This is a genomic window from Liquorilactobacillus aquaticus DSM 21051, from assembly GCF_001436755.1.
In the GTDB taxonomy this organism is placed as follows: Bacteria; Bacillota; Bacilli; order Lactobacillales; family Lactobacillaceae; genus Liquorilactobacillus; species Liquorilactobacillus aquaticus.
Genome location: NZ_AYZD01000017.1, coordinates 100,648 through 125,300 on the forward strand (window position 1 = coordinate 100,648; position 24,653 = coordinate 125,300).

A 24,653-nucleotide genomic window follows, 5' to 3' on the forward strand; every position below is an offset into this window, starting at 1 on the left:
GGTGTAGTGGATAAGTTTATTTTTTTAGTTTTAATAATGCCGATTATGCTGGTTAGTCTCTTGTTTGCTAAGTATGTTTTTTACGCTAAAATTTTCAATAAGCTTAGTCGGCCAGTTTTTCTCATCATGGTTGTTTTGTTGTTTATTACACATCAGTATTTTATTGTTTCTTTTGCAATGAATAATGTTGGTTTTGTCTGCTATCAATATGTTCTAGCGATAGCAGCTTATTATATAGATAAGAAGTATGGGACAGCATTAATGTTCCTCTCTGCATTTACGGTGAATGTTTATTTGGCAGTCAATAGTAGTACTAATCTATCACGTCTGCTTATCGCAATGATAATTTCGCTAGGTGTATTATTGACAGCTAGTATTATTGAAAAAGTGTCAACCAAACATATTCTCGTGGGATTCTCTTTTACAAATATTTTAATCAACGCGTTTATTCCCTGGCTCTTTGGAAACTTGTATCCGGAGAGACCATATTCAATTATTGACATGTGCTTAGTTATTATGGGGAGTTGCTTGATAGATGTTCTTATTGGTTTATATACACGGAGTGTTGAAGCTGAACAGAAAAAGCTGGCCAGTATTGAACGAAGAGAGTCGCATGATAAACTGACGGGTTTGTATAACTATAATGCATACAGCAGGTTTATTGAGAAAATAAACTTTGATCCTCGTGGGGATTGGCTTACCGTAATGATTGACTTGGACTATTTTAAAAGTGTTAATGATACTTATGGACACTTAGATGGAAATAGAGCTTTAAAGTTTTTTGCGCAGGGTCTGGAGAATTTTGTTGACCAAAATATTGGGGGAGAGTCCAGTTTATTTCGTTTCGGGGGAGAAGAATTCTGCCTGCTTGTCAAGGATTATCCAGCTGAAAAATGTTTTGAAAAAATGGATAAATTTCAAGAATTGTTGCAGGCAGAACCATTCTTTACCAAGAATGGTCAGAAACTAAGGCTTTCATTTTCTGCCGGACTGGCCTCCACTGAAGATAGTGAGCAAGATGTTCTTCTGATGGTTAGAAACGCGGATGCTGCGTTGTATATAGCTAAAAGGAGCGGTAAGGGAAGAACTGTATGCCCAAGTTGCCATTTCTGATTTTATGAAATCGCTAGTTTGTAGTATATACGATCATAATAGATTTACTTAGCTTAGATTATTGCGAACAGTTAACGTTGTGTTTTGATCATAGAAATAGTGGGTAGCGATCTTATTCCGTTTAGGAAGAAGGTCGCTTTTTTTAGATAACAGTAATAGTTTACGCTAATGTTTTAAGACAAAAGATAGCTGGGATGCAAAAAGTTTCACATGAAACAGTTTAGAAAGTGCGGAACGGAAGAAGTACATAGGACTTTTTTGCATCGCGGCGACTTTAGTATTGCATTATGTTAAGAAATGCTTTTTAAATTTTTTTTAGATTAAAATTAGAGTGCCTTTTCTAAAAAACGAGACAGGTTTATACTTTTGTATAGGATCTACGATTGAAACTGATAGAAGGGATTAGTAATGGTCTTTTTAAATACCCATTTTTAAATTTTGGTTAACAAAAATTTAAGCAGGAGCGTTTAATGAAACCAGAATAAAAAACAAAAACGGGGTGGTGTTTTGAAAATTAAATTAACGAAAAAAATGATTTTGAGTATTGTAATAATAGTAGTTGCTTTGTGCATAGGAGGATATGCAGGCTTTAAATACCTATACCCTAGAAGTAACAATAGGCCAAAAAGTGTTCCAACGCTTTACTTGCATGGATGGGGTGCGTCTGGGCGGTCGACGAATAGTATGATTTCATATGCAGAAAAACACGAGCATGCTAAGAAGGTTCTGACAGCGGTTGTTTCAAAAAAAGGTAATGTGAAGCTTTTTGGAAAGTGGAGGCAAAGAGAGAAAAAACCGCTAGTCCAGATTGTCTTTAGAGGTAATAAAGTGAATAATTACGAAACCACTAGCAAGTGGCTTAAAAATTTAGTGGTGCTTTTGAAGGAACGTTTTCAGATAAAGAGTTTTAATGTCGTGGCTCATTCAATGGGAAATTTGACACTTGTGTACTATGAGTTGAATTATGGTAAGAATAAAGAGTTACCCCAACTTAGAAAAGAAGTTGATATTGCAGGACATTTTAATGGAATTATCGGAATCGATGACAAAGCTAATCGAAATAAGCTTCTGAAAAACGGAAAACCAGAATTTTTAAATAAATACTATCGGTATTTGCTGGCTCATCGAGAAAATTTTCCAAAAAATCAGGTTGACGTTTTGAATATCTTTGGGAATTTAGAAAACGGAAGCAACTCTGATGGTGATGTTACTCGAGTATCGGCAAGATCACTTAAGTATTTATTGCGTGGTCGATATAAGACCTATCAGGAAATTGAGATTAGAGGACCACATGCTCAGCATAGTAAGTTGCATGAAAATAATCAGGTAAATAAAATAGTTGGAGATTTTCTTTGGGGTCAAGAAAAGTCTTGATTTTAAAACAAAAGTAGTTTAAACCGGAAGTAAAGTAAGAGTATAGTTCTTGGAATGGGTTATTTATTGTAGGATAAAAAAACAGGGCTAGACCAAAACCGCGAGTTTTGGTCTAGCCCTGTTTTATTTTTTTGAATATGATAGAACTTTTTTCAACAATCAGTGTTCATTGTTATGAAAAACTTGAAATACAATGATTTTTATAATGTTATCTATTTAGACTTTTTGAAGTGTAATAACTATTCTAAAAAAATCGTTTAAATAGCGCTGAATAAAAGTAAAATTTATTGTTTAAGAGCACAAAAACATTATCTGATAAGACTAATTAACAGTCTCATGTCATAAGTATTAGTGCTGGAGCACTAAAGCACTAAAAAATGTTTAGGCTTAGAAACATATTAATGACAAAAAGAATGTGGTACTTTTATTTCAACAAAAATTAAACAAAGGTTAGAAACAAGTGAGTAAAAGATTATAATGCATCGCGAATATAAAAAGCAAGCATGAGACGAAAACGTTCTTCATTTGAGTCCAACTGAGATCCAAGAATCTCTTTGGCCTTTCTTATGCGGTAGTTGATTGTGTTTCTATGTGTATACGTTAATTCGGCAACAGCTTTAATACTACAATTTTGTTGCAGGTAAAGTTTGAGCAAAGCAACGTAGTTTGTATCGTGTTCTTCATCATATTGCAACAAGGGCTCCAGTGTTTGTTGAGAATTCTCTTTGAGAATCTCGAGATTGTTGATGGAAAGAACTAGTTCATTAATTCCGTTCTTTTTGAAAAAACAAACGGAAGATGGACTCTTTTTCTGGATGTGATCCATGATGTATTTGACTTGTTTGTAGGCTTTATGAAGATCTTTAACAGATTTTACTGTTTCACTGACACTGGTTTCAAACCCAAACTTACCAAAACGTTTTCTCAACGTAGTGTCAATTGTATGAGCAAATTTTTCGAGTTGAGTGGCATAAACGCGGTTGATTACGATAAAGAGAGCTTCATCATAATCAAAAATGCAATTATCCAATCCGTAATTATTAAGAATGATTTCAATGTTCAAATGCAGTTGACCATAAAACTTAGTATCCATTTTTTGAATATTGAAGTTTGTGCCATTGATTGCAACAACAGCGTAGTTTGCGTCTAAACTGAAATTATTTCTTTCAAGTTGAGTTTCATAAAGTTCGGGATTATTTGGCCGAAAGATCGCGTTTTTAATACCTCCCATCAAGCTGTAGGATAATTGTTCAGTTAAAAAAATACGATTGCAATAGTCACGGATAATATCGATCAGATGAACTTTCCAAGGAACAGTAATTAGCGGAAAATGCAACATACTGCATTTGTCGACGATTTCTTGGGGAACCTCGGTAATGAACTTACCTGTATTTACTATCAAGGCCGTGGCACCTGAATGAATAACTTTGTCAACGTATTCAGCAAACCAGGTGGGAGAGTCCATTCCTATACCTGTTGTGATAACGATCTCATTCCCATGGAGGTACTCCATTGTATCGATATTTTCCAAGATATGGATCCAACTGAATAATTGATCAAGCCCTTCACTACCAGCTAGTAGATTCATATGATACTTTTCTTTAGTTGCATAATAAACTGTGCGTAGTTTGATAGCCATTGCTTCACCCTCTGAAACATTTAATTTTTAATTATTAATCATTATAAATTGTATTTTTTAATAGTCAACGAAAGAAGGAGTCCAAATGTTAAGTAAAGAGTTGCCGAAAATTATTACACCAACGCTGCCAGGAACAAAAGCAAATGCGGTTTTACAGAAAAGAAGGGACTATGTGCCGAAGGGAGTTGCTTCTGCTTATCCAGTAGTGATCGAGAATGCAAAGGGGGCAATGATTCAAGATCCTGACGGCAATTTATTTTTGGATTGGGTCGGAGGAGTTGGTGTTTTAAATGTCGGTCATGCGCATCCACGTGTTGTTGAAACAGTAAAAAAGCAAAGTGAAAAGTATTTGCATGGGATGTTCAATATTGTTACACACAAGGGGTATGTTGAACTAGCGGAAAAATTGAGTGAACTTGTGCCGGTAAGAAAAAAGGACAAAGCAAAAGTTTTTTTTGCGAACAGTGGGGCAGAAGTTAATGAGAATGCAGTCAAGATCGCGAAAACCTATACAGGACGCTCAAACATTATCGTTTTCTCTGGAGCATTTCATGGCAGAACATTGTTGACAATGTCGATGACCTCAAAAAAAGCTTATGCAAAAGGAACAGGACCTTTAGCAAATGGTGTTTTCAGAGCAGATTTTCCATACAGCTATCGAACACCCAAGGGAATTGGAAAAGAAAACGAACTGGAGTATTATCTTGAAAAAATTAATAAAATTTTTGAAGAATGTGCGCCTGCTGAAGAAATTGCAGCTTTAGTGGTTGAACCTCTTCAAGGAGAAGGGGGATTCGTGCCTGCTCCTTTACCTTGGGTCAAAGCAATTCGCAAAATCTGTGATGAAAAAGGAATTTTACTTATTGCAGATGAAGTGCAAACTGGTTTCGGCCGTACGGGGAAAATGTTCGCTACTGAATATTGGAAAGAAGTCGATGCGGCTCCAGACATTATCACTATAGCTAAGTCTATTGCAGACGGACTGCCTCTGGGGGCTGTAGTTGCTGACAGAAAAATAATGGATAGTGCGCCAGTTGGAGTTATTGGTGGGACATTTGGGGGTAATGCTGTTGCTTGTGCCGCTGGATTAGAGGTTCTGAAAATTATTAAAGATGAAAAGTTGGTGGAACGATCACTGGAGATTGGAATTCGTTGTACAAAGGAATTCAAAGCTTGGCAGAAAAAATATGCAGTTATCGGTGATGTTCGTGGATTAGGAGCGATGATCGGGATTGAGTTTGTTGAAGACCGAGAAACCAAAAAACCGGCAACTATCTTTGTGAAAAATCTTATCCAGACTTGTGTAAAAAAAGGATTGATCATTGAAAGTGCAGGTGTTTACGGCAACGTAATTCGCTTCTTAGCGCCACTTGTGATTACTGATGAACAATTGACGGTTGGTTTATCCATCTTGGAAGAGGCAATTCAAGAATTAAGTTAAGTACAGTATGTCTAAACTGAGGGCAAAAAATTACTGGTGACCTCGAGCATAGTCTGTTCTTTTACTAGTCTGAGTTTTTAAAAGATTTTGCAAGTAGTAAAAAGCCGCTACTAGGTTATTGTATTTGCGATGGATTTGTAAAGAGGAGTGAAATGAATGTCAGAAACTAAGCAGAGTATGCTAACGATCACTAAACTTTCTAAGTATTATGGGAAAAACCATGTTTTGAAAAAGGTGAACTTGAATGTAAAAAAAGGAGAAGTTGTTTGCATTATCGGACCATCAGGCTCGGGGAAAAGTACTTTCCTAAGGTGTATCAATTTATTAGAGCGACCGTCTTCAGGCAGTATTTTTTATCAAGACAATGATGTCTTAGATGGTAAATGGAAGACTAATGAATATCGACAGCATGTTGGAATGGTTTTTCAAGGCTATTATTTGTTTCCCTTTAAAAAAGTCATTGATAATATCACGATGGCACCGCGAACGTTAAAAAATAAAAATAAGGCTGAAGCCGAGGTCGAAGCTCTTGAACTCTTGAAAAAAGTCGGATTGGCCGATAAGGATGATGTATATCCGGCATCGCTTTCGGGAGGTCAGAAACAACGGGTGGCAATTGCCCGTGCGTTAGCAATGCATCCTGAACTATTGTTGTTTGATGAACCAACGTCAGCACTTGATCCCGAACTTGTTGGGGAAGTTCTAAGAGTTATGAAGGGACTTGCCGAAGAAGGTATGACTATGGTTGTAGTGACGCATGAGATGGGCTTTGCCCGTGAGGTAGCTAATCGAGTTATTTTCATGGAAGGTGGCTACATTGTTGAAGAAGGAGCTCCTGAAGAGATTTTCGGAAATCCGAAGAATGAAAGAACGCGCGAATTTCTTGCCCGTGTTCTTTAAAGAAAGGAGTTTTTAGATGGATTTAAAATGGTCAGAAGCTATTGATGGATTGGGGCCTTCGTTATTGCAAGGCGTTGTCGTTGTTTTACAAGCCACAATTATCAGTTTTATATTAGCTGCTCTTGTGGGTTTGTTGATTGCGATGTGCCGGCTCAGTAAGTGGAAAGTTATTCGTGGAGTTTTTGTTGTTTTTGTCGAGATTATTCGTGGAACACCGCTGCTGGTCCAATTGTTTTATATTTATTATGTCGTTCCGTTGCTCTTGAATCATCTTTTAGCCTCTGGAGGAACCCAGCCTAACATCCAATTCACTGCACTGTCAGCGGGTATTGCAGGAATGACTATCAATTACGGAGCCTACATTTCCGAGGTTTTCCGCTCGGCAATTCTGTCAATTGATACGGGTCAAAAAGAATCTGGATTGGCGCTTGGCTTTACACAATTGCAAGTTTTGCGAAAGATTGTAATTCCACAAGCGTTGCGCAATAGTATTCCTGTTTTGGGCAATTATTTGGTAATGATGATCAAAGATACTTCCTTGCTGGCAGTTATTTCAGTAAGTGAATTGCTTCTTAGAACACAGACATATGCATCACAGACATTTCAGACGATTGAGTCGTATACTATTTTAGCGGTTGTTTATCTTATCTTAAGTCTTCCACTAGCACATATTATGAAAATGATTGAGAAAAAGTTTCATGTAGAAAACTAATGCTATTTATGAAGATACACCCTATCCTGAGGAGGAAGTCTAGTATGAAAAAAACAAAATTGATGCTTAAGGTTGGTTTGTTGGCGTTTGTTGCTATGCTTTTCTTAACTGCCTGTCAATCAAGTAAGAGTTCGGGTACTGAGAGTAGCAAATCAAGTGGAACAACATTGCAAAAAGTTAAGAAATCAGGGATTTTAACAGTCGGTTCATCAAATGATGCACCTTTTGCATATATTGATACTAAAACAAAGAAGTTTTCTGGGGTCGATGCGGATATCATCAAAGAAATTGCCAAGCGAATGGGAGTCAAAAAAGTAGAAATGAAACAGGTACCATTTGAAAACTTAATAGTTGAATTGAACAAGGGTTCAATTGACATGGTCACTGACGCAATGTACATTCGTAAGGATCGTTTGCAAAAAGCGGCTTTTACTGATGTTTGGTATAAAGAAGGAGAAGCTGTAGTTATTCCTAAGAACAGTTCAGTCAAGTCAATTGATGATCTTTCTAACAAAGTAGTCGGAGCACAAAAAGGAACAGCTTTCTTGGACATTGCTGAGAAGTGGAAAAAAGAAGGTAAAGTCAAAGATGTTCAAATTTTTGGAAAACAAACAGATCTAATGTTAGCCGTCAATACCGGCAAGATTGCTGCTTGTGTAACTGATGGAATTGTTGCAAATTACACATTATCTAAGGATCCCTCACTTGATTTGAAGATCTTAACACCTTATAAAGCTGAAGAAACTGGGAAGATCGGTGCGGCAGTCAGGTCCGGTGATAAGAGTCTCTTGAAGGAAGTTAATAAGCAATTAAATGCCATGAAGAAAGATGGAACACTGAAAAAGATTTTAGAAAAGTACAACTTGGATGATAGTTATTTTGTGGATGTTAAGGACGGCATCACTAAAAACATCCAGTGATAAATGCGAATGCTAGTGGTCGTTGCATTCTAGCTCACCTATGATCAAACGAAGAAGAAAACCGCAATAGAAATCGGCAATATTGAGGTATAGAACGTTGGGACTGAAATCATTTCGGTCATGAACAATTCAGGGATATTCTGTGACAAGATTTTTTGCCACAGGATATCCCTATTTGTTTTTCACTAAACTAATGATCGAAGGCAGTTATGGTCGGACTTTAGTTCAAGGATGAAATGAAAGTATGTTTTTTAATTAAGAAAACGCTTGCAATATCCTTAGGAAGGATTTATACTTTTGGTGTTGAAAAACTTGGAACGTTCCAACTAATTGAACATGGAGGAGTTTAAATGGCAAATAGTAAATGGTGGCAAAAAGCGGTCGTCTATCAAGTTTATCCGAAGAGTTTTCAAGATAGTGATAATGACGGCGTTGGTGATTTAAATGGCATAACAAAGAGATTGGATTATATCAAGAAATTAGGAGTTGATGTTATTTGGCTCAACCCGATTTATAAAACTTCAAATATCGATGGTGGTTATGATATTTCAGATTATCAGGCACTTAATCCAACTTTTGGGAATATGGCAGATTTTGAAGAACTTTTAAACAGAGCTCACACACTAGGCTTAAAGGTTATGATGGATTTGGTAGTTAATCACAGTTCCTTTGAACATGAGTGGTTTAAAAAAAGCTTAGTAAAAGAAAAAGATAATCCTTATCGTGATTATTATATTTGGTGTGATCCGATCGAAGGGCACGCGCCAAATAACTGGGGCTCATTTTTTTCCGGTCCGGCATGGACATACGATCAAGCATCTGGTCAATATTACTTACACTTGTTCGCTAAAGAACAACCAGATTTAAACTGGGACAATCCCAATCTGCGTCATTCAATTTTTGAAATGATGAATTGGTGGGCAAATAAAGGCATAGATGGATTTCGAATGGATGTCATTTCGCTCATATCTAAGCCTGAGGGTCTTTCAGATGCTCCTAAGGATGATAATGCACTCTATGGGAATGCTGGAGATCTTGTTGCCAATGGGCCACACGTTCATGAATATCTTCGTGAAATGAATCAACAGGTTTTAAGTAAGTATGACTGGATCACTGTGGGTGAAACAGCAGGTGTAACAGTGGATGAAGCCCTGAAATATGCTAATCTGAACGGCTCGGAATTGAACATGGTGTTTCAATTTGAACATATGGGGCTTGATGGAAATCGGAACCCAGCGCTGGGTAAGTGGGATGACCACCATGTTTCATTACCTGAATTACGCGAGAATCTCGTAAAGTGGCAGAGAGCTTTAAATAAAAAGGCATGGAATAGTTTGTACTGGAATAACCATGACCAGCCGCGGGTTGTTTCTCGTTTCGGGAATGATGCTCCTAAATATCGCGTGCTTTCAGCTAAGATGCTGGCGGCAGTCCTGCATTTTATGCAAGGAACGCCTTATGTCTATCAAGGCGAAGAACTAGGAATGACCAACGCAGGTTTTCAAGATCTAAAAGACTATCGTGATGTTGAATCTTTTAATGCTTATCATGAGTTAGTTGAGCAGACAAAACTTGTAGACAAGGAAATGATGCTTAAGTATCTTCGCGCTCGTTCGCGAGATAATGCACGCACGCCGATGCAGTGGAATAACAGTTCGAATGCTGGTTTCAGCGAGCACACACCTTGGATAAAAGTTAATTCGAATTACAAGGAGATTAATGCTGAAAATGCTCTGGATGATCCATGCTCAATATTCTACTTCTACCAACGTTTGATTAATTTAAGGCACAAACTTCCAATTATTACAGAGGGTGAATTTGAACTTGTTTCAGGAAATGAAAAGGATGAGTTTGTCTTTGCGTATACGCGTAAGTTGGAGCAACAAACACTACTGGTTGTGGCTAACTTCACGGCAAATGAGGTTAAACGCAACTATGATGTACCGCAAACAAGGAAAATGTTGATCCAAAATTATGACGAGGATAAGGATAATTATCTACGGCCCTATGAAGTAAAGGTATATATGTACTAATGGTTTTGCTTATAAATTAGAAAAATAGCTTATAACAGATATGCAATTTCAAAATAATGTGTTTTTAAGAATCATTAGGAGGGTTAAAAATGGCAAGAAATGCAAAGGTTGAGAAGAAAAAAGCTGAAGGAGCACTGCCTTGGAATGAGCGCCTTAGTTATGGTGCGAGTGATTTTGCGTGCAGTTTTACTTTTAGTCTAATCGGAACTTACTTAATGTATTTTTATACGGATGTATTTGGAATCACAGCGGCGGCAGTCGGGACCTTGATGCTGGTCGCGCGAGTTGTTGATGCTTTTGATGGGCCATTCTGGGGGATAATGATTGATCACACGCATACAAAATGGGGAAAAAGCCGGCCTTTTTTATTATGGTTTAATGCTCCGTTTGCGATTTTCACAGTGCTTTGTTTTACAACTCCTAATTTACCGATGTTTTGGAAAATTGTATGGGCTTACGTGACATATATCGGAATTGATGTTTTGTATTCAGCTGTCAATATTCCATTAACTTCAATTTTGCCAAGCATGACTGAAAATTCGGATGAACGAGTGGTTTTATCGACAATTCGATCGCTATTTTCTAATTTAGGCGGTACGTTGATCTCTGTAATTGCGCTGCCTTTGGTAGCTTTTTTCGGAGGTGGGAACAATCGGCGTGGATTCTTTTTGTTGGCACTGATGGCAGCAACAGTCTTTTTCGTTATCTATCTAATTGTTTTTTCAAATCTGAAAGAAAGAGTACAGACCAAGCAATCACAAAAGGCCTTACCAATCAAAGAATCATTGAAGGCTTTAAAAAAGAACTGGCCTTGGGTAATTGTAATTGTTTTAAATTTTGTATATTGGTTGGGAATGCAGGCTAAAGGACAGGTTACGATTTATTTTTTCAAATATAATCTCGGTCGTCCAGGATTAGTGTCCTTTGCATTGCTATTCAATGCAATAGGCTTGATTTCAGTTTTCTTAACACCACGTGTTGTTATAAAGATTGGAAAAAAGAACACACTTTTGGCAGGGCTTACAATAAGTGTTGCAGGGCAATTGCTTATGGGTCTGGGGGCAAGTTTACTGAATGTTCCCATCATCATTATCGGAACCATTGTGGGTAACTTTGGTAATGGTTTTGTGGGCGCTTTGATTGCGGTACTTTTAGCAGATGCAGTTGATTATGGCGAGTGGAAAAACGGAGTTCGAGCTGAAGGAATTGTGACGTCTGCTTCGAGTTTTACCGCGAAGTTTGGAATGGGAATAGGTGGTGCGATTAGCGGTTTGTTATTATCATGGGGGCACTATGTTCCCAACAAAACTCAATCTGCATCAGCACTTTTTGCGATCGAAGCAAATTATATTTGGGTTCCAATGATTGCACTGATCCTTTCGTTTGTTTTGATCTTGTTTTACAAGCTGACTCCGGACAAGGAAAGGGAAATGTCCACATATTTAACTAAAAAACATTTTCGTGAAAGAAACGAAGAATAGATAATTTTAATTCGGCGAAAGGGGTAGATCAGGAATGCTGAAAAATAAATTAGAGATTGATCCGAACGAATTTGCAATGAATCTTATTAAGGGTATGGTCAAACAGCCAGAGGTTACAAACCAACGTTTTATAAAAGAACAGTTGACATTGTATTTAGAGTCGTATTATTTAATTAAGGATTTCAATAATTTAGAAACTAGTCAATTTGAGACGATGAAAGATAAGCAAATCTCTGAATTATTTGATAAAATGTTGATAAGGAGATTTAATCCTTAATACAATAAGGGATTGTAGCATAGTTGAGTGTGTTTAAAAAAAGAAAGACAAATTAATTCTGTCGAAGAAACTGGTACAACACCTGCTTTTTAACTGCAAGCATACTGGCTTAATTACTTTTCCTGCTAGAGGCTGAAAAATGGTAAATATGAATGATGTTTCACGCTTAGCTGGCGTTTCGCGTGGTACGGTATCAAATTATATAAATGGTCTTAAGGTACGATCTGCTGCCCAAATGAGAATCGAAAAAGCGATTAAAGAATTAAACTACGTTCCAAACGCTGCCGCACGTACATTAAAAACAAATCGATCAAATTATGTTGTTCTTATCATACCAATGGTTAACACACCTTTTTTCTCTGAGCTAAGCTATCGTATGCAATTGATTCTAAAGGAAAACGGTTATAAGATGATTCTTTGCAATTCTAATAATCGTCCGCAAGAAGAGATTGAATACATTCAAATGGCAAAAAAACAAAAAGTGGCAGGAATCATTACGATGTCATATGCGGACATCAGGAAGCTAGTTCCTCCTGATATTCCTTTAGTAGCACTTGAAAATAAAGTCGCTGATTTCTTCCCCCTGATTATTTCAGATAATTATCGCGGAGGTATTTTGGCAGCTGAGAAGCTGCATACTTTAGGGGCAAAGAGATTGCTTTTTATTTCTAGAGCACCTGTAAAAAATGTTTCTCTGGCTAGAGAAAAGGGATTTAAGGATTACTGTATGAAAAATGACATCGAATGTACATGCTTTGTTGCCGAAAATAAAGTAACTTTTGTAGATGACTTTCATGACTTTATCAAGGCTAATATGACAGAAAAAAAGTTTAGGTATGATGGTGTTTTCTCTGATTCTGATGAATATGCCAGCGATTTCTGGTATTTGCTGTTAAGACAAAAAATTGCAGTGCCTGAAGAAGTTCAGATCATTGGTTTTGATGCAGCTAGAGTCTATCCTCGGCAAAAAATTGCAATTTCATCAATTAGGCAACCGGTTGCTGAAATTGCTAAACAGGCGGTAAAAGGACTGAAAGGGCAACTAGCTGAAGCTGATAATTCTCACAAGAAACTTTATCAGCCACTAGTACTGCCTGTTTCTTTTATACAAGGACAAACAACCAAAGAGTTGAAATGAATCATTTAGATCTTGCAGTGTATCTTCAAAAAACTACTTGTCTATTCATTTAACGTGGTTGGTGTATTTATCTGTCGGTTAAGGTCTCGAAGCTCTGGGCAGTTTTCGACCAGTTTGAATTATTGCGGATAAAAAAGTTAGGGGTCTTATTCTTTTGAGGATAAGGCCATTTTATTTTGGGAAAGCTTACCGCAGGAAATGGACACTAATTTGAAATGTGTAGAAACCCAATCTTTCTAAGACAGTAGCATAAAAGTCAAAACTAATGTAATATTTTATAACATTAGAAATTTTATTTGCTTTTATTAACGAAAAAATATGTTGATTAAAATTAATTTACATAATAAAATATTACATAATTCGAGAATAACATGAACGTTCGCATTTTTAGAGGGGCTATAATTATGTTACAAAAAGTAATTTGCTTGATAATTTTTTTCATTTAACTATCAGGAAAACCAATATAAAGAAAGAAATACTTGCAGGAGTGACCACTTTTCTTTCGATGGCTTACAATACTTGCTGTTAATCCTGAAATTTTGGGAAGCGCAGGAATGAGTAAAACAGCTGTTTTTACGGCTACTGTTTTGGCTTCTGTGGTGGGAACATTGATTATGGGATTTTTTGCTAATCTTCCAATTGCACTTGCCCCTGGTTGAATGTTTTTTTTACTTATACTGTTGTTCTGGATTGCTAAATGCTAAAATTATTGTTCCAAATAAGACTAATGGTGTTGCACTTGGAAATTTGCATAATCCAGTTGTATTATTGGCAGTAATTGGAATTCTAATTACTTTGGTTTTAGTTATCCGTGAGGTTTTAGGCGGAATCTTTATTGGGATGGTGATAACGACTATTATCGGAATTATTTTTGGAGTGATAGCCATCTCCCACAGTATTGTTGGGGAAACTTCCCAGTTTGCAGCCGCTTTTTGCGCAAAGACTTTTCAGGCTATCAGACGTTTTTTCGATACAAATGATAGTGGTAATCCTAACCTTCTTTTTTGTGGTAATTTTTTATACTGCTGGAACAGTTATGGGAGTTGTTACTCAAGGAGGTTTGATCGATAAAAATCAGCATGTTCTCGGAGGAGGCAGAGCGCTCATTACTGGAGCTGTGGCGACGACGATCGGTGCTATTTTAGGAACATCGACGACTACGGCATATGCTGAATCAACTTCGGGCATTGCGGCTGGCGGGCGAACCGATTTAACTGCAATTGTGACTGCGCTTCTTTTCGCATTGTCTTCAATGTTTGTGCCATTGTTAACAGTGGTTACATCAGCAGTTACTGTTCCAGCACTGGTTATTGTAGGTATTTTAATGATGAGTAATGTTCAATATATTGACTGGAATAAAATGGAATTAGCTGTTCCAGCTTTTTTACAATCATCATGATGATTTTGACTTTCAGTATTTCAGAAGGATTGCCCTTGGTTTTATTCTTTATCCGCTTACGATGATATTGAAAAAAAGGGCTAAAGAAGTTCATCCTATAATGTATGTTTTGATGCTTCTGTTTATCGCATATTTTATCTTTATAAATGATTTAAGGAGGTTTTTATCTGCTATGAAAAAAGTAGAAAAGTGTATAGAAAATGGACGTGTGCTAAACGTGTTTAGTCGCCAATTTGAAAATAAGTCTTTATGGATCGATCATGGTATGATAGTTGCCTCAGGTAATGCTGATTTGAAAGCAGCTGAATATTTTGATGCGCATGATGCTTATATTGTGCCAGGAATGATTGATGCGCATGTTCATATTGAAAGCTCAATGGTTGCCCCAAGTGAGTTGGGCAAAGTTCTTCTAAAAAAAGGAGTTACAGCAATAGTAACCGATCCACACGAAATTGCTAATGTTTGCGGTGTTACGGGAATAAAGTACATGATAGAGGACGCGGCTCAGACGCCGTTGGATATCTTTTTTATGCTTCCATCTTCAGTTCCCTGCACACCCTTTGAACATAATGGGGCAATTTTAGATGCGGAAGATCTGTATCCACTTTATCAATATAAGGAAGTGAATGGATTAGCTGAAGTAATGGATTATCCTGCAGTAGCTAAACGGGATGCTGGAATAATGCAGAAAATTCGTGATGCACAAAATTTGGGCTACCATGTTGATGGACATGGCTCTGGATTGAATTGTTCGCAATTGGATGTTTATCGTCAAGTTGGCATTGATACAGACCATGAATGCACAAGTTTTGAAGAAGCTCAGGAACGACTTTCAGCTGGCTTTTGGGTCTTTCTAAGAGAGGGTTCTGTTGAGCGGGATCTTCAGCATACAATTGGTATTGTAAATGAAGGGAATGCCCAACGTTTTGCTTTTTGCACGGATGATAAGTTAATAGATGACATTATAGCTGAAGGATCAATTGATCGTTGTGTGCGTTTAGCCATCAAAAAGGGGATAAGACCTGAAACTGCCTATACGATGGCGAGCTATAATGCAGCTTGCGCGCATAAATTGAGTACGGCAGGAGCTTTGAGTACGGGCTACAAAGCAGATCTGCTCATTTTAGCAGATCTGAAAGATGCAAAAGTCGAGAAAACAATGAAGAATGGTCAATGGATCATGGAAAATGCAAGCGAGGTGCTGGCATTTAATCAAAATACAGTTCAACAGCATTTAACACTGTCAGATCTTCAATTACAGTTATCTGCCCCTTACTGTAATGTCATTGGAATAAAACCCAATCATATCGTAACTGAACATTTGAAGTGTAAGGTCAGCTGTGATCAAGGAATTTTTGTTAATGACGATCAACAAGATATTTCTAAAATGGTCGTAGTTGAACGTCATCACAATTTAGGAACATTTGGAATAGGTCTGGTCCATGGCTTTTCACTTAAAAGAGGAGCTATTGCCACTACAGTAGCGCATGACTCGCACAATATTGTTGCTGTTGGCAGTGATGATGAATCCATCTATTCTGCAATTCAAGAAATTACAGCTTGTGGTGGTGGAATTGCAGTTGCCTCTGAAGGACAAATTATTGCGTGCATGCCCTTAGCACTTGCAGGTTTAATGTCTAAAAAACCATATGACCAAGCTGCAAAGGATCTCCAAGATATCATGGATGCTTATAAAAAAATCAGTTCTCCACAAACAGTCAGCTTTAATCCCTTTATCACATTGTCATTTCTAACTTTACCCGTTATCCCTTCTTTGAAGTTGACAGATCAGGGTTTATACGATTTTGATCAAGGTGCATTTATCGATGTCGAAGTTGCTGGGAATTAGGACGGTTCTGATTAAAGAAAAAAGGCACACAGACCTTCAAATACCCTTTGAAGAAACTAAAGCGGATTAGTATGATTATGATAAATCTATTTAAAAAGTACTAAACGTGTAATGATTTAGCTTAATTAAAAGATCAAAAACTAGGGCTATGCTGCGACAAAAACTAAACTTTTTGCGCAGCTTTTTTTTACAAAAAAATACACGAGAACAATAAATGCCAAACGGTTCATTTGTTTTGACAGGCGATGCAATGCAAACATCGAACTTGTATTGATCATTTTTGTATAGAGCTTTTAGGCGTAACTTGTCCTTTTAATTCGGATAGGCATCAAGTGATATTCTAAGTCTTTATCTATGAAAATAAAGTAAATGGATTGAATTAATGAATTCCGAAAGAATATTAAATTCTCTTTTGATTTATAATCTCTAGTATGTAATTTTGTGATCAAGTGATATAATCTGGTAAACGGTATCAAAAAGGAGGAAATGACCATGCATTTTATTGCGATCGTAGGTACGAATGCTAAGTTTTCGTACAACCGTATTTTATTGCGATTCATCAAGAATCATTTTTCTGACAAGGCTACTATTGAGGTTTGTGAAATAAAAGACATTCCGATGTTTAATGAAAATGTTCCAGAAACAGATCCAAAGTCCGTTCAACAAATAACAGCTAAAATTGAAAATAGTGATGGGGTAATAATTGGTTGCCCAGAGCACAATCATTCGGTTCCATCACCATTAAAGAGTGTTATCGAGTGGCTTTCTTATCGGGTTCATCCGCTTAATAATAAACCGGTCATGATTGTCGGGGCCTCGTATCATCCGCAAGGCTCTTCGCGTGCGCAACTTCATTTGCGTCAGATCTTGGACACTCCAGGGGTAAACGCCAAAGTGCTGCCGGGAAATGAGTTTTTGCTAGGCAATGTTAAAGAAGCCTTTGATGATAATGGGGTCATCAAAGATCAACAAACGATCAAATTTCTCGAAGATTGCTTTAATGAGTTTTTGACTTTCGTAGAGGCTCATCAGAACGCACTAGCATCTAATAAGGGAACACAGCATGAAGATGGTGGGGTGCGTTGGGATAAAGCATACGATGTACTTGTTTTAGGTTTTGGCGCTGCAGGTGCTACTGCAGCACGCTTTGCAGCAGATAAAGGGGCTAAAGTGCTTTTGGTTGATGCGGCACCAGAAGGGCATGAAGGCGGTAATACTCGTTATGCAGGCCAAGTTGTTTTGACGGGGTATGATTACGATAAGATGATGGCATATTTTAAACAGCTGTTTGGGCCGATTGAAATTGATGAGAAGATATTGTCCGTTTATGTCGATGGAATAGTCCACATGACTGAATATTTCCAAAAGCACTTGGGAGTTGAACAGCCGGTAAGCTATAACAGGATTCATCGGGATCCTGATTATCAAGCCTTTGCTAATGGACTGTCACCTGAATATCCAGAGTTTGAAGGAGCTGATACAGTCGATTTGACGACTGTTCACGATGGTTATTTCGATGCGTCGCTATGGAAAAATCTGCGTAAGCAAGTTACCGATCGCGGCAAACAAATTGATGTCTGGTTTGCTTCACCAGCTAAACATCTGATTCAAGATCCCGTTTCAAAAGCTGTTTTGGGTGTACAAATTCAACGCGGTGATAGTTTGGTAAATATTCGTGCCCGTAATGGAGTTGTTTTGGCAACCGGAGGTTTTGAGAATAATCAGCACTATATTCAAACTTTTATCGGTGTGCCTAAGCTGAAAGTAATCGGTACCTTGTATAATAAGGGTGATGGAATTCAAATGGCACAGGAAGCGGGAGCTGCTTTTTGGCATATGAAAAGTTATGAAGGTTATGGGTTCAACACTAGTTTTACCTTTGAAAACTCTGAGGAAGAACGCGGGAAGTTCATCTTGGATCCTTGGGCAGATCTGTCCCATGGCAGCATATTTGTTGCGGCTGATGATGGCAGCCGTTACTTGCGTGAGGATGAACATGGGCGGCATGGACATATATACGAACATGGCAGCTGGCATAATCCAACTGTGTATGAACATCCGCACCTTATTTTTGACGAAGCACAATACAATAAAATTGGGAAGCAAAAGCTGCCTTATCCGAAGTTCTTTGATATAACAATCAAGGCAGACACTCTGACTGAGCTCGCTGCTAAGATCAAAGCTGATCCAGTCATTTTAGAAAAAACAGTAAAGGATTTTAATGAGGCTGCAGAGAAGGGTGTAGATGCGATCTTTGGTCGATCAGCAGATTCGATGCAACCCTTTGGAAATGGTCCCTTTTATGCAACACCACTTGCGACAGCTATGTTAAACACACAAGGTGGAGCACAGCGAAATGAAAAAGCTGAAGTAATAAGTGCAAGCGGCGCTCCAATTCCACATCTCTATAGTGCAGGTGAATTTGGCGGAATTAATGCTAACCAATATAATGGTGGTGGAAATTTAGCAGAATGTTTGATCTTTGGAAAGATTGCTGGTGAAAATGCAGCGCTTCCGAAGTCAGATAAATCCAGCGTTGCTCTTGAAGATGATGCACCAACTGCAACAGCAGATTTTGCAATAGCTAGTGATCTGCAAACCGCTTCTAGTGATGAGATCAAACTTGGGGAAAATCAGTATCTTGGTCGCAGCAACGCGGGAATTGGCGGTGAGATTTTAGTACGGATAACAGTTGATGAACAGCAGAACTTGCGCGATGTAGAAATATTGAAGCAAAGCGAAAGCGGGGATGTCAGTGCAGAAGCACTTGAAAAAATTCCTCGTGAAATGGTGACTCACAACACCTATGAAGTGGATGCAGTCTCAGGTGCTTCCGCAACCAGTAGGGGGTTGAAAGCAGCTGTTAAAGATGCCCTGAGTCAGATTGAAGCAAAGAACTAAACAGTATGGTTACTTTAGAAAGGAGTAGACTAAAATGAAATTAGTCGCGATCGTTGGAACAAATGCCGCTTTTTCCTATAATCGGATCTTGCTGCATTATATGCAGCAGCATTTTGAAAAAATAGCAGAAATCGAGGTATGCGAGATTAATGAGTTACCGCCTTTTTGTGAGGATCTGCCTGTCAAAAAAGAATCAAAAATTATGGAATTAGCCTATAAAATTACAAAAGCGGATGGAGTAGTTTTTGCTTGTCCTGAATATGATCATTCTATTCCAGCACCCTTGAAAAGTGCAATCGAATGGCTTTCGTATGAGATCGATCCTTTGAAACAAAAACCGGTTTTAATTGTGGGGGCTTCCTATGGTCCCCAAGGCTCATCAAGAGCACAACAACATTTACGTCAAATTTTAGCGTCTCCGGATGCTAATGCAAATGTGCTGCCAGGAAACGAATTTTTATTGGGTAATGTCGCCCAGGTTTTTGACAAAGAAGGGCAGCTTGGAGATCAACAGGCGATTAAACAGTTGAACAGTTGTTTTAATGAATTCCTGAGTTATATAAGAATTTTGCAGGCAGATGCTCGAGAAGATAAAAGTTTTAACTCTGTTAAAAATCCGTTTTTTAGTGATGCAACAGTTCAATTTCCAACCGGTAAGCTGAAATTGCTGGAAATCCAACAACTGTTAAGTACACTGCCGTTTGAGCTGGATTTCATTGATGCAGATGATGAGTTTGCATGGTTTTCCGACAAAGCTCAGCGGGAACATGTCCGCTCTGTTGACGATCTTGGAGAACCGGTTAAAGATTGTCACCCACCGCAAGCTGTCCCAGCAGTTTTAAAGATTCTTTCTGATTTCAGATCTGGGGCAAAAGATCGTGTTGAGCGTTGCTTCATAGCGCAGGGGCATCCGATTTACACTCAATACTTGGCTGTGCGCGATAGTAGTAATAAATATTTGGGAACGTTGGAGATTACTAGTAACGTAGAGCATCTCAAAAATTTGTTGGAAACAGGTGCTTTTAGCAGTGAGGCAGGTTCGGTAAAAGCAGCTTCCCAAAGCACTAAAGAAAGTAAAGAAAATGAGGCGGATGCAGTCACAGGCGCTTCCCAGCATGATGGTAGCTGGGATGACACCTCATCATCAGGAAGTATGCATGGATAAAGATCCCTTGGAGGCAGACCGGATAATTGATCTGGCGCGAAAAAGCGTGAAAAAATCTTTTTACGCACTTGGTACGACTATCACTCTGACAGCTTTTGGAACGGCTTCTGAAAAAGATCTGGAAGATGCCTATCATTTGATAACTGCTTATGAAGATAAATTGACGGTCAATCGCGACAACTCCGAAATTATGGCAATCAATCATGCAGCTGGAAAACATCCAGTTCAAGTTTCAACAGGAGTTTATCGGCTTGTGAAAAAGGCTGTAGAAACTAGTAGGGAAAATAGCGGTTTTAATGCTGCTATTGGACCGCTGGTTAAGTTGTGGCGGATCGGTTTTAAGGAAGCTAATATTCCTACTAAGCAGCAGATTCGTGAAAAAATGACACTGATCGATGCTGCTCGAATAACGCTGAATGATAGAGATCTGACAGTTTTTTTATCAAAAGCTGGAATGGAACTTGATTTGGGTGGAATAGCTAAGGGATATATTGCTGATCGTATTCGCAGCTTATGGGATTCACGCGGGATCAGCGCGGGAATCATTAATCTGGGTGGTAATCTTTTGATGATCGGGAGCTGTCCGCTGCATGAAGACCAAAAATGGCGAATCGGAGTTCAAAATCCATGGCAAAGAAGAGGAGCTCCACTTTTGCTGGAGAAAATGGGACCATGCTCCGCGGTTACTTCAGGTGTTTATGAGCGCTATTTTGAAATAGCAGGCAAAAAATATCATCATATTTTGGATTCACGAACAGGGAACCCCTTAAGAACAGAGTTGCTAAGTGTTACAGTTTTTACACAAGATTCGCTTATAGGTGAAATCGAGTCCACACGTCTTTTTTTCGCGGGCAGCATCCCTGATGATTGGGGAAAAGGACGCTCTGATTTATATGGAGCGGTGTTTGTTTATCGTGACCACAGTGTCCATAAGTATGGGTTTCAAAAGTAGGTCGTATCCAAAAAATAGGATCCTAATTATTAAAAGGTTTGAAATAAATTGTCAGCGTAAATGAACTATTCTATAGTTGAGTTTACGCGCCAACTAGAAGTGTTTGTGTACCTATTAAAGCATATTGCATTTTTTCAGAGTAGCGATAGGAAAAGTATGCCAATATTCTTCGAAAAAGAGCTCTATGATTTTTGGTGTTGATGGATAAAACTCCGTCAACACCATTTTTGTGTGTAACAAACGTGGACTACCATCCTATACTGCAATCAAAGCGAGCAAAATATTAATATCTTTAGAATTAAGCAATCTAAAAACGACGTGTTTAGGGAAACTATAGAGCTTTAGAATTGAGAACTCTTATTTTCTGACAGTGCTATAATGAGTGAATCAAACATAGAATGGAGCAGCCTTATATGCGCAAGTTGAATATTTTCAGCATAATTTTAGCAATAGTTATCTTAACTGGGTGTGGTATTCAGAAGCAAAAAGCAGACAATGCCACAAAAAAACAACACACAATGTCTTGAAATCTGACTCAAAAACATGGACTTTCAGCAAGAAGATTACATCTAAGCAGACCCAGAATACTGGTGTTTCTAATGGCCTATCAACTTCTGTGGTTGCAAAAATCGGTGATATCTCAAATTGGACGACATCTAAAAATCAATTTATAGCATATCCTATCAATTATAAGCAGGTTTCATTAAAAAAATGGCAGTCTGATACTCAGAAAAGGTTGGTTAAAAGTGAACAGAGCAAAGTCCCATTGGATGAAGATTGCACAGATTAATGCCGTGCTTAAAAAACTGGGCGCGGACATTAAGATTAATAAATTGTCAGACTTAGTTTTTTTGGAAACAAAAACTAATAATATGCCTCTGGGTCAGGCTTTTGTCGCCAAGGGTTATCATTTATACGCGATTAATCCCCAATATACAGATGCCGAGCAAACTATTACTATTGACCGTGGCCAAGCGTTTACCGATACGCGAACAAAAAAAGCTACCGGACAAATTGCCCCAGCTAAATTAAATGGCACGTGGATTGCACCTGAAACGACGACTAGTGCTAGTGACACTGGAAAAATAATGGTCAGAGATGGTTACCTATATCAGCACCGCTATGATAGTTATGAACGTTCCGCAATTCAGGGTTTGAGTTCGTACCCATTAATTTCATTAAATCAAAACACGACTTATGCTTCACAAAAAACTAATGCGGCCAGAGCTGGCTACCAATTAACTCAAAAATCTGTCGCTAGTGGTGACAGTCTGGGTTATCTTTATATATTTGTTAGTGAAAACAAATTGATTCGAATTGGGCTGGGACAAACTACTACTTATCAGAAAACGAGCACATTGGTGGCAGCAAATGACTTGCCGAAGGATGATATTACGATTTTTGAACAGCTGGATCAGAAAAATCCAGGTGAAGCAGCTTCGATAATTACAGTCAAAGCCGGTCCAGCGATCGTCGGCATGAGCAGCAGTATTAAATATCTGACTGATCCAGATGCTGGGCAAATTACTAGTAATATCCCTGTCGTCAGTCTTGAGAATGGCAAAGTTACCACAAGTGATGAGGAAAGTGGAGTTGATTAAGTTTCTTGTGCTTGATAAATTTAGAAAGAGCTAGTCGGCAGAGGGTGGCAAGAAGGAAATATAAACAATTCTGATGAATGGAATACGGTTAGCAGCAACTATATTGAGAAAAAAAGGGCTGGTTTTTTGAAGTTCTTTGTCAACCAGTGCCGATAAGAATCAGTATGAGGATAGGCTGGGTCGAAAGTTAACTTTCGACCCAGCCTATTTGTTGATTCCTTCTAAACGTGTTCCATAATTCAGAATTATCCGTTTGACTTCAAATTAGCCATAATAAAGAACGCACTATATTCGTAATTTTGCATTAGTACTCAAATTTTTCCGATTTAGATCGTCCGCCTATCTTATTTTGAGTTTTGGTTTTGAATTTGATACGAATGCGGATGACTTTTTATTTAGCCAAAAGCCAAAATGATTGTGATGACAGCATGAAAAATGTTTTTTGGAAGAACAACAGGTATTATAAAGATAGATAAAGCAAACCGAAAAACGGCAACTCCGAAAACGAGAGAAAGGAATGAACGATGTATGAAGAAAATATATATCGCATTAGGAGCAGTGGCAAGTGTTATCTTCATAGCTTTGATCACATTTTTGGTAATTTCGCCGAATAAAAATAATACCAGTAACACAAAGGAGTCTGATTCAACAAGTGTCTCAGGTTCTTATAAGAAAGCTGAATTGGTTGGGACACCTCGTGTAAGAGCCAGCGGACTAGAAGCACCGTGGTCGCTTGTCTTTTATAATGATAGCGTTTTAGTTAGTTTGCGTGATAAAGGAGAGATCCGTGAAATTTTAGATAACGAAAAAACACGGCTTGTCGGCAAAATATCCGGTATTGAACATGTTAGTGAAGATGGCTTGCTGGGGATGGCAGTGAATACCTCAAGTGAAGATCCATATCTATATGTTTACTATTCAACGCCCGAAGACAATCGTATTGTACGTTATGTTTTAAATGGTAAGAAAGGTTCACTTAAATTAGGTAAAGCTGAGGTGATACTTAGTGGGATATCCAAAGCTGCTAATCATAACGGCGGTCGAATCGCATTTGGACCTGATGGCATGTTATATGCGACTACGGGTGATGCTGGTGATTCTTCCAGCGCGCAGGATAGAAATTCACTGAATGGTAAAATTTTGCGTATGATGTCAGATGGCAGTGTTCCAAAAAACAATCCCTTTCAAAATTCTCTTGTTTACAGTTATGGTCACCGTAACCCTCAGGGAATTGCTTGGTCTACAAATGGAACAATGTATGCAACCGAATTTGGGCAGAACAAATGGGATGAGTTGAATGAAATAAAACCGGGACGTAACTATGGTTGGCCGACACATGAAGGAAAAGCCAATACGCAGGGATTCGTTGATCCAGTACAACAGTGGACCCCCGCAGAAGCGAGTCCTAGTGGAATGGCTTTTTATAACGACGTGTTATTTATTGCAAACCTACGCGGGACGGTTTTGCGTGCAGTTGCGACTTCTGCATTGCAAGAATCGCTTGAATATTTTTCAGGGAAATATGGACGTATTCGAGATGTCGTGATTTCACCTAAAAATGAATTGTGGTTTATCACCAACAATACAGATGGCCGAGGGAACCCTGGGACCAGAGATGATCGTGTGATGTCAGTTTCAATTAAAAAGTAGTTTGCCTATAAAGAAAAGCCCGAGGGTGAATTGATTCAGAACCAGAAGTCTTTATGGTACAAAGAAGAGCTTGCCATATTAAGATGGTAAGCTCTTCTTTCTTTAAGT

The 24,653-nt window shown here is 38.2% G+C and carries 20 protein-coding genes; 19 read left to right on the plus strand and 1 reads right to left on the minus strand.

The annotated features are described in order from the left end of the window. Positions 1-6 precede the first annotated feature (6 nt). Complete coding sequence (locus FC19_RS06370; protein WP_157061277.1) at positions 7-1,113, plus strand: GGDEF domain-containing protein; 1,107 nt, start codon at positions 7-9, stop codon at positions 1,111-1,113. 507 nt (positions 1,114-1,620) lie between these two features. Continuing rightward, on the plus strand, positions 1,621-2,487 hold the full coding sequence (locus FC19_RS06375) for an alpha/beta hydrolase (protein ID WP_235809331.1): 867 nt from the start codon (positions 1,621-1,623) through the stop codon (positions 2,485-2,487). 472 nt (positions 2,488-2,959) lie between these two features. Here the strand turns inward: FC19_RS06375 and FC19_RS06380 are convergent, their stop codons facing one another. Next, entirely contained in the window at positions 2,960-4,126 is a 1,167-nt protein-coding gene (locus FC19_RS06380; RefSeq protein WP_057876161.1) for a PucR family transcriptional regulator, read from the minus strand. A gap of 85 nt (positions 4,127-4,211) precedes the next feature. Between FC19_RS06380 and FC19_RS06385 the strand changes: the two genes are divergently transcribed. From FC19_RS06385 to FC19_RS06455, 17 genes are all read left to right on the plus strand, one after another. Then, entirely contained in the window at positions 4,212-5,567 is a 1,356-nt protein-coding gene (locus FC19_RS06385; RefSeq protein WP_057876162.1) for an aspartate aminotransferase family protein, read from the plus strand. A 156-nt stretch (positions 5,568-5,723) separates the two neighbouring features. After that, positions 5,724-6,467, plus strand: coding sequence for an amino acid ABC transporter ATP-binding protein (locus FC19_RS06390; protein WP_275453145.1), 744 nt, complete (start codon positions 5,724-5,726; stop codon positions 6,465-6,467). A gap of 16 nt (positions 6,468-6,483) precedes the next feature. Continuing rightward, complete coding sequence (locus FC19_RS06395) at positions 6,484-7,179, plus strand: amino acid ABC transporter permease (RefSeq protein WP_057876163.1); 696 nt, start codon at positions 6,484-6,486, stop codon at positions 7,177-7,179. A 44-nt stretch (positions 7,180-7,223) separates the two neighbouring features. Then, a complete protein-coding gene (locus FC19_RS06400; RefSeq protein WP_057876164.1) occupies positions 7,224-8,099 on the plus strand; it encodes a substrate-binding periplasmic protein in 876 nt (291 codons plus the stop codon). Between the two features lie 350 nt (positions 8,100-8,449). Continuing rightward, complete coding sequence (locus FC19_RS06405) at positions 8,450-10,132, plus strand: glycoside hydrolase family 13 protein (RefSeq protein ID WP_057876165.1); 1,683 nt, start codon at positions 8,450-8,452, stop codon at positions 10,130-10,132. 89 nt (positions 10,133-10,221) lie between these two features. Continuing rightward, positions 10,222-11,613 carry a glycoside-pentoside-hexuronide (GPH):cation symporter gene (locus FC19_RS06410; protein WP_057876166.1) on the plus strand — a complete coding sequence of 464 codons (1,392 nt, stop codon included), beginning with the start codon at positions 10,222-10,224 and terminating at the stop codon, positions 11,611-11,613. Positions 11,614-11,647: 34 nt separating this feature from the next. Continuing rightward, positions 11,648-11,890 (plus strand): hypothetical protein, encoded by a 243-nt coding sequence (locus tag FC19_RS06415; RefSeq protein WP_057876167.1) that lies wholly within the window; start codon positions 11,648-11,650, stop codon positions 11,888-11,890. 148 nt (positions 11,891-12,038) lie between these two features. After that, the gene (locus FC19_RS06420) at positions 12,039-13,028 is read left to right on the plus strand and encodes a LacI family DNA-binding transcriptional regulator (RefSeq protein ID WP_057876218.1); all 990 of its coding nucleotides are present in this window, start codon (positions 12,039-12,041) and stop codon (positions 13,026-13,028) included. Between the two features lie 690 nt (positions 13,029-13,718). Then, on the plus strand, positions 13,719-14,099 hold the full coding sequence (locus FC19_RS11800) for a hypothetical protein (RefSeq protein ID WP_235809332.1): 381 nt from the start codon (positions 13,719-13,721) through the stop codon (positions 14,097-14,099). After that, positions 14,005-14,427: a solute carrier family 23 protein gene (locus tag FC19_RS11805; RefSeq protein ID WP_235809333.1), complete on the plus strand. Its 423-nt coding sequence runs from the start codon at positions 14,005-14,007 to the stop codon at positions 14,425-14,427. The genes FC19_RS11800 and FC19_RS11805 overlap by 95 nt, the downstream gene beginning before the upstream one ends. Before the next feature lie 172 nt (positions 14,428-14,599). Next, positions 14,600-16,276, plus strand: coding sequence for an adenine deaminase (gene ade / locus FC19_RS06430; protein ID WP_057876219.1), 1,677 nt, complete (start codon positions 14,600-14,602; stop codon positions 16,274-16,276). A 492-nt stretch (positions 16,277-16,768) separates the two neighbouring features. Continuing rightward, positions 16,769-19,177: an FAD-dependent oxidoreductase gene (locus FC19_RS06435; RefSeq protein WP_057876168.1), complete on the plus strand. Its 2,409-nt coding sequence runs from the start codon at positions 16,769-16,771 to the stop codon at positions 19,175-19,177. Positions 19,178-19,211: 34 nt separating this feature from the next. Then, complete coding sequence (locus tag FC19_RS06440; protein ID WP_057876169.1) at positions 19,212-20,342, plus strand: NAD(P)H-dependent oxidoreductase; 1,131 nt, start codon at positions 19,212-19,214, stop codon at positions 20,340-20,342. Further along, positions 20,293-21,294, plus strand: coding sequence for an FAD:protein FMN transferase (locus FC19_RS06445; RefSeq protein WP_235809334.1), 1,002 nt, complete (start codon positions 20,293-20,295; stop codon positions 21,292-21,294). Before FC19_RS06440 ends, FC19_RS06445 begins: the two co-directional genes overlap by 50 nt. 466 nt (positions 21,295-21,760) lie before the next feature. Then, entirely contained in the window at positions 21,761-22,084 is a 324-nt protein-coding gene (locus tag FC19_RS11810; RefSeq protein ID WP_235809335.1) for a hypothetical protein, read from the plus strand. Continuing rightward, positions 22,065-22,895: a hypothetical protein gene (locus FC19_RS06450; RefSeq protein ID WP_235809336.1), complete on the plus strand. Its 831-nt coding sequence runs from the start codon at positions 22,065-22,067 to the stop codon at positions 22,893-22,895. Before FC19_RS11810 ends, FC19_RS06450 begins: the two co-directional genes overlap by 20 nt. A gap of 528 nt (positions 22,896-23,423) precedes the next feature. Continuing rightward, positions 23,424-24,545 carry a PQQ-dependent sugar dehydrogenase gene (locus FC19_RS06455; RefSeq protein WP_057876170.1) on the plus strand — a complete coding sequence of 374 codons (1,122 nt, stop codon included), beginning with the start codon at positions 23,424-23,426 and terminating at the stop codon, positions 24,543-24,545. Positions 24,546-24,653: the final 108 nt, after the last annotated feature.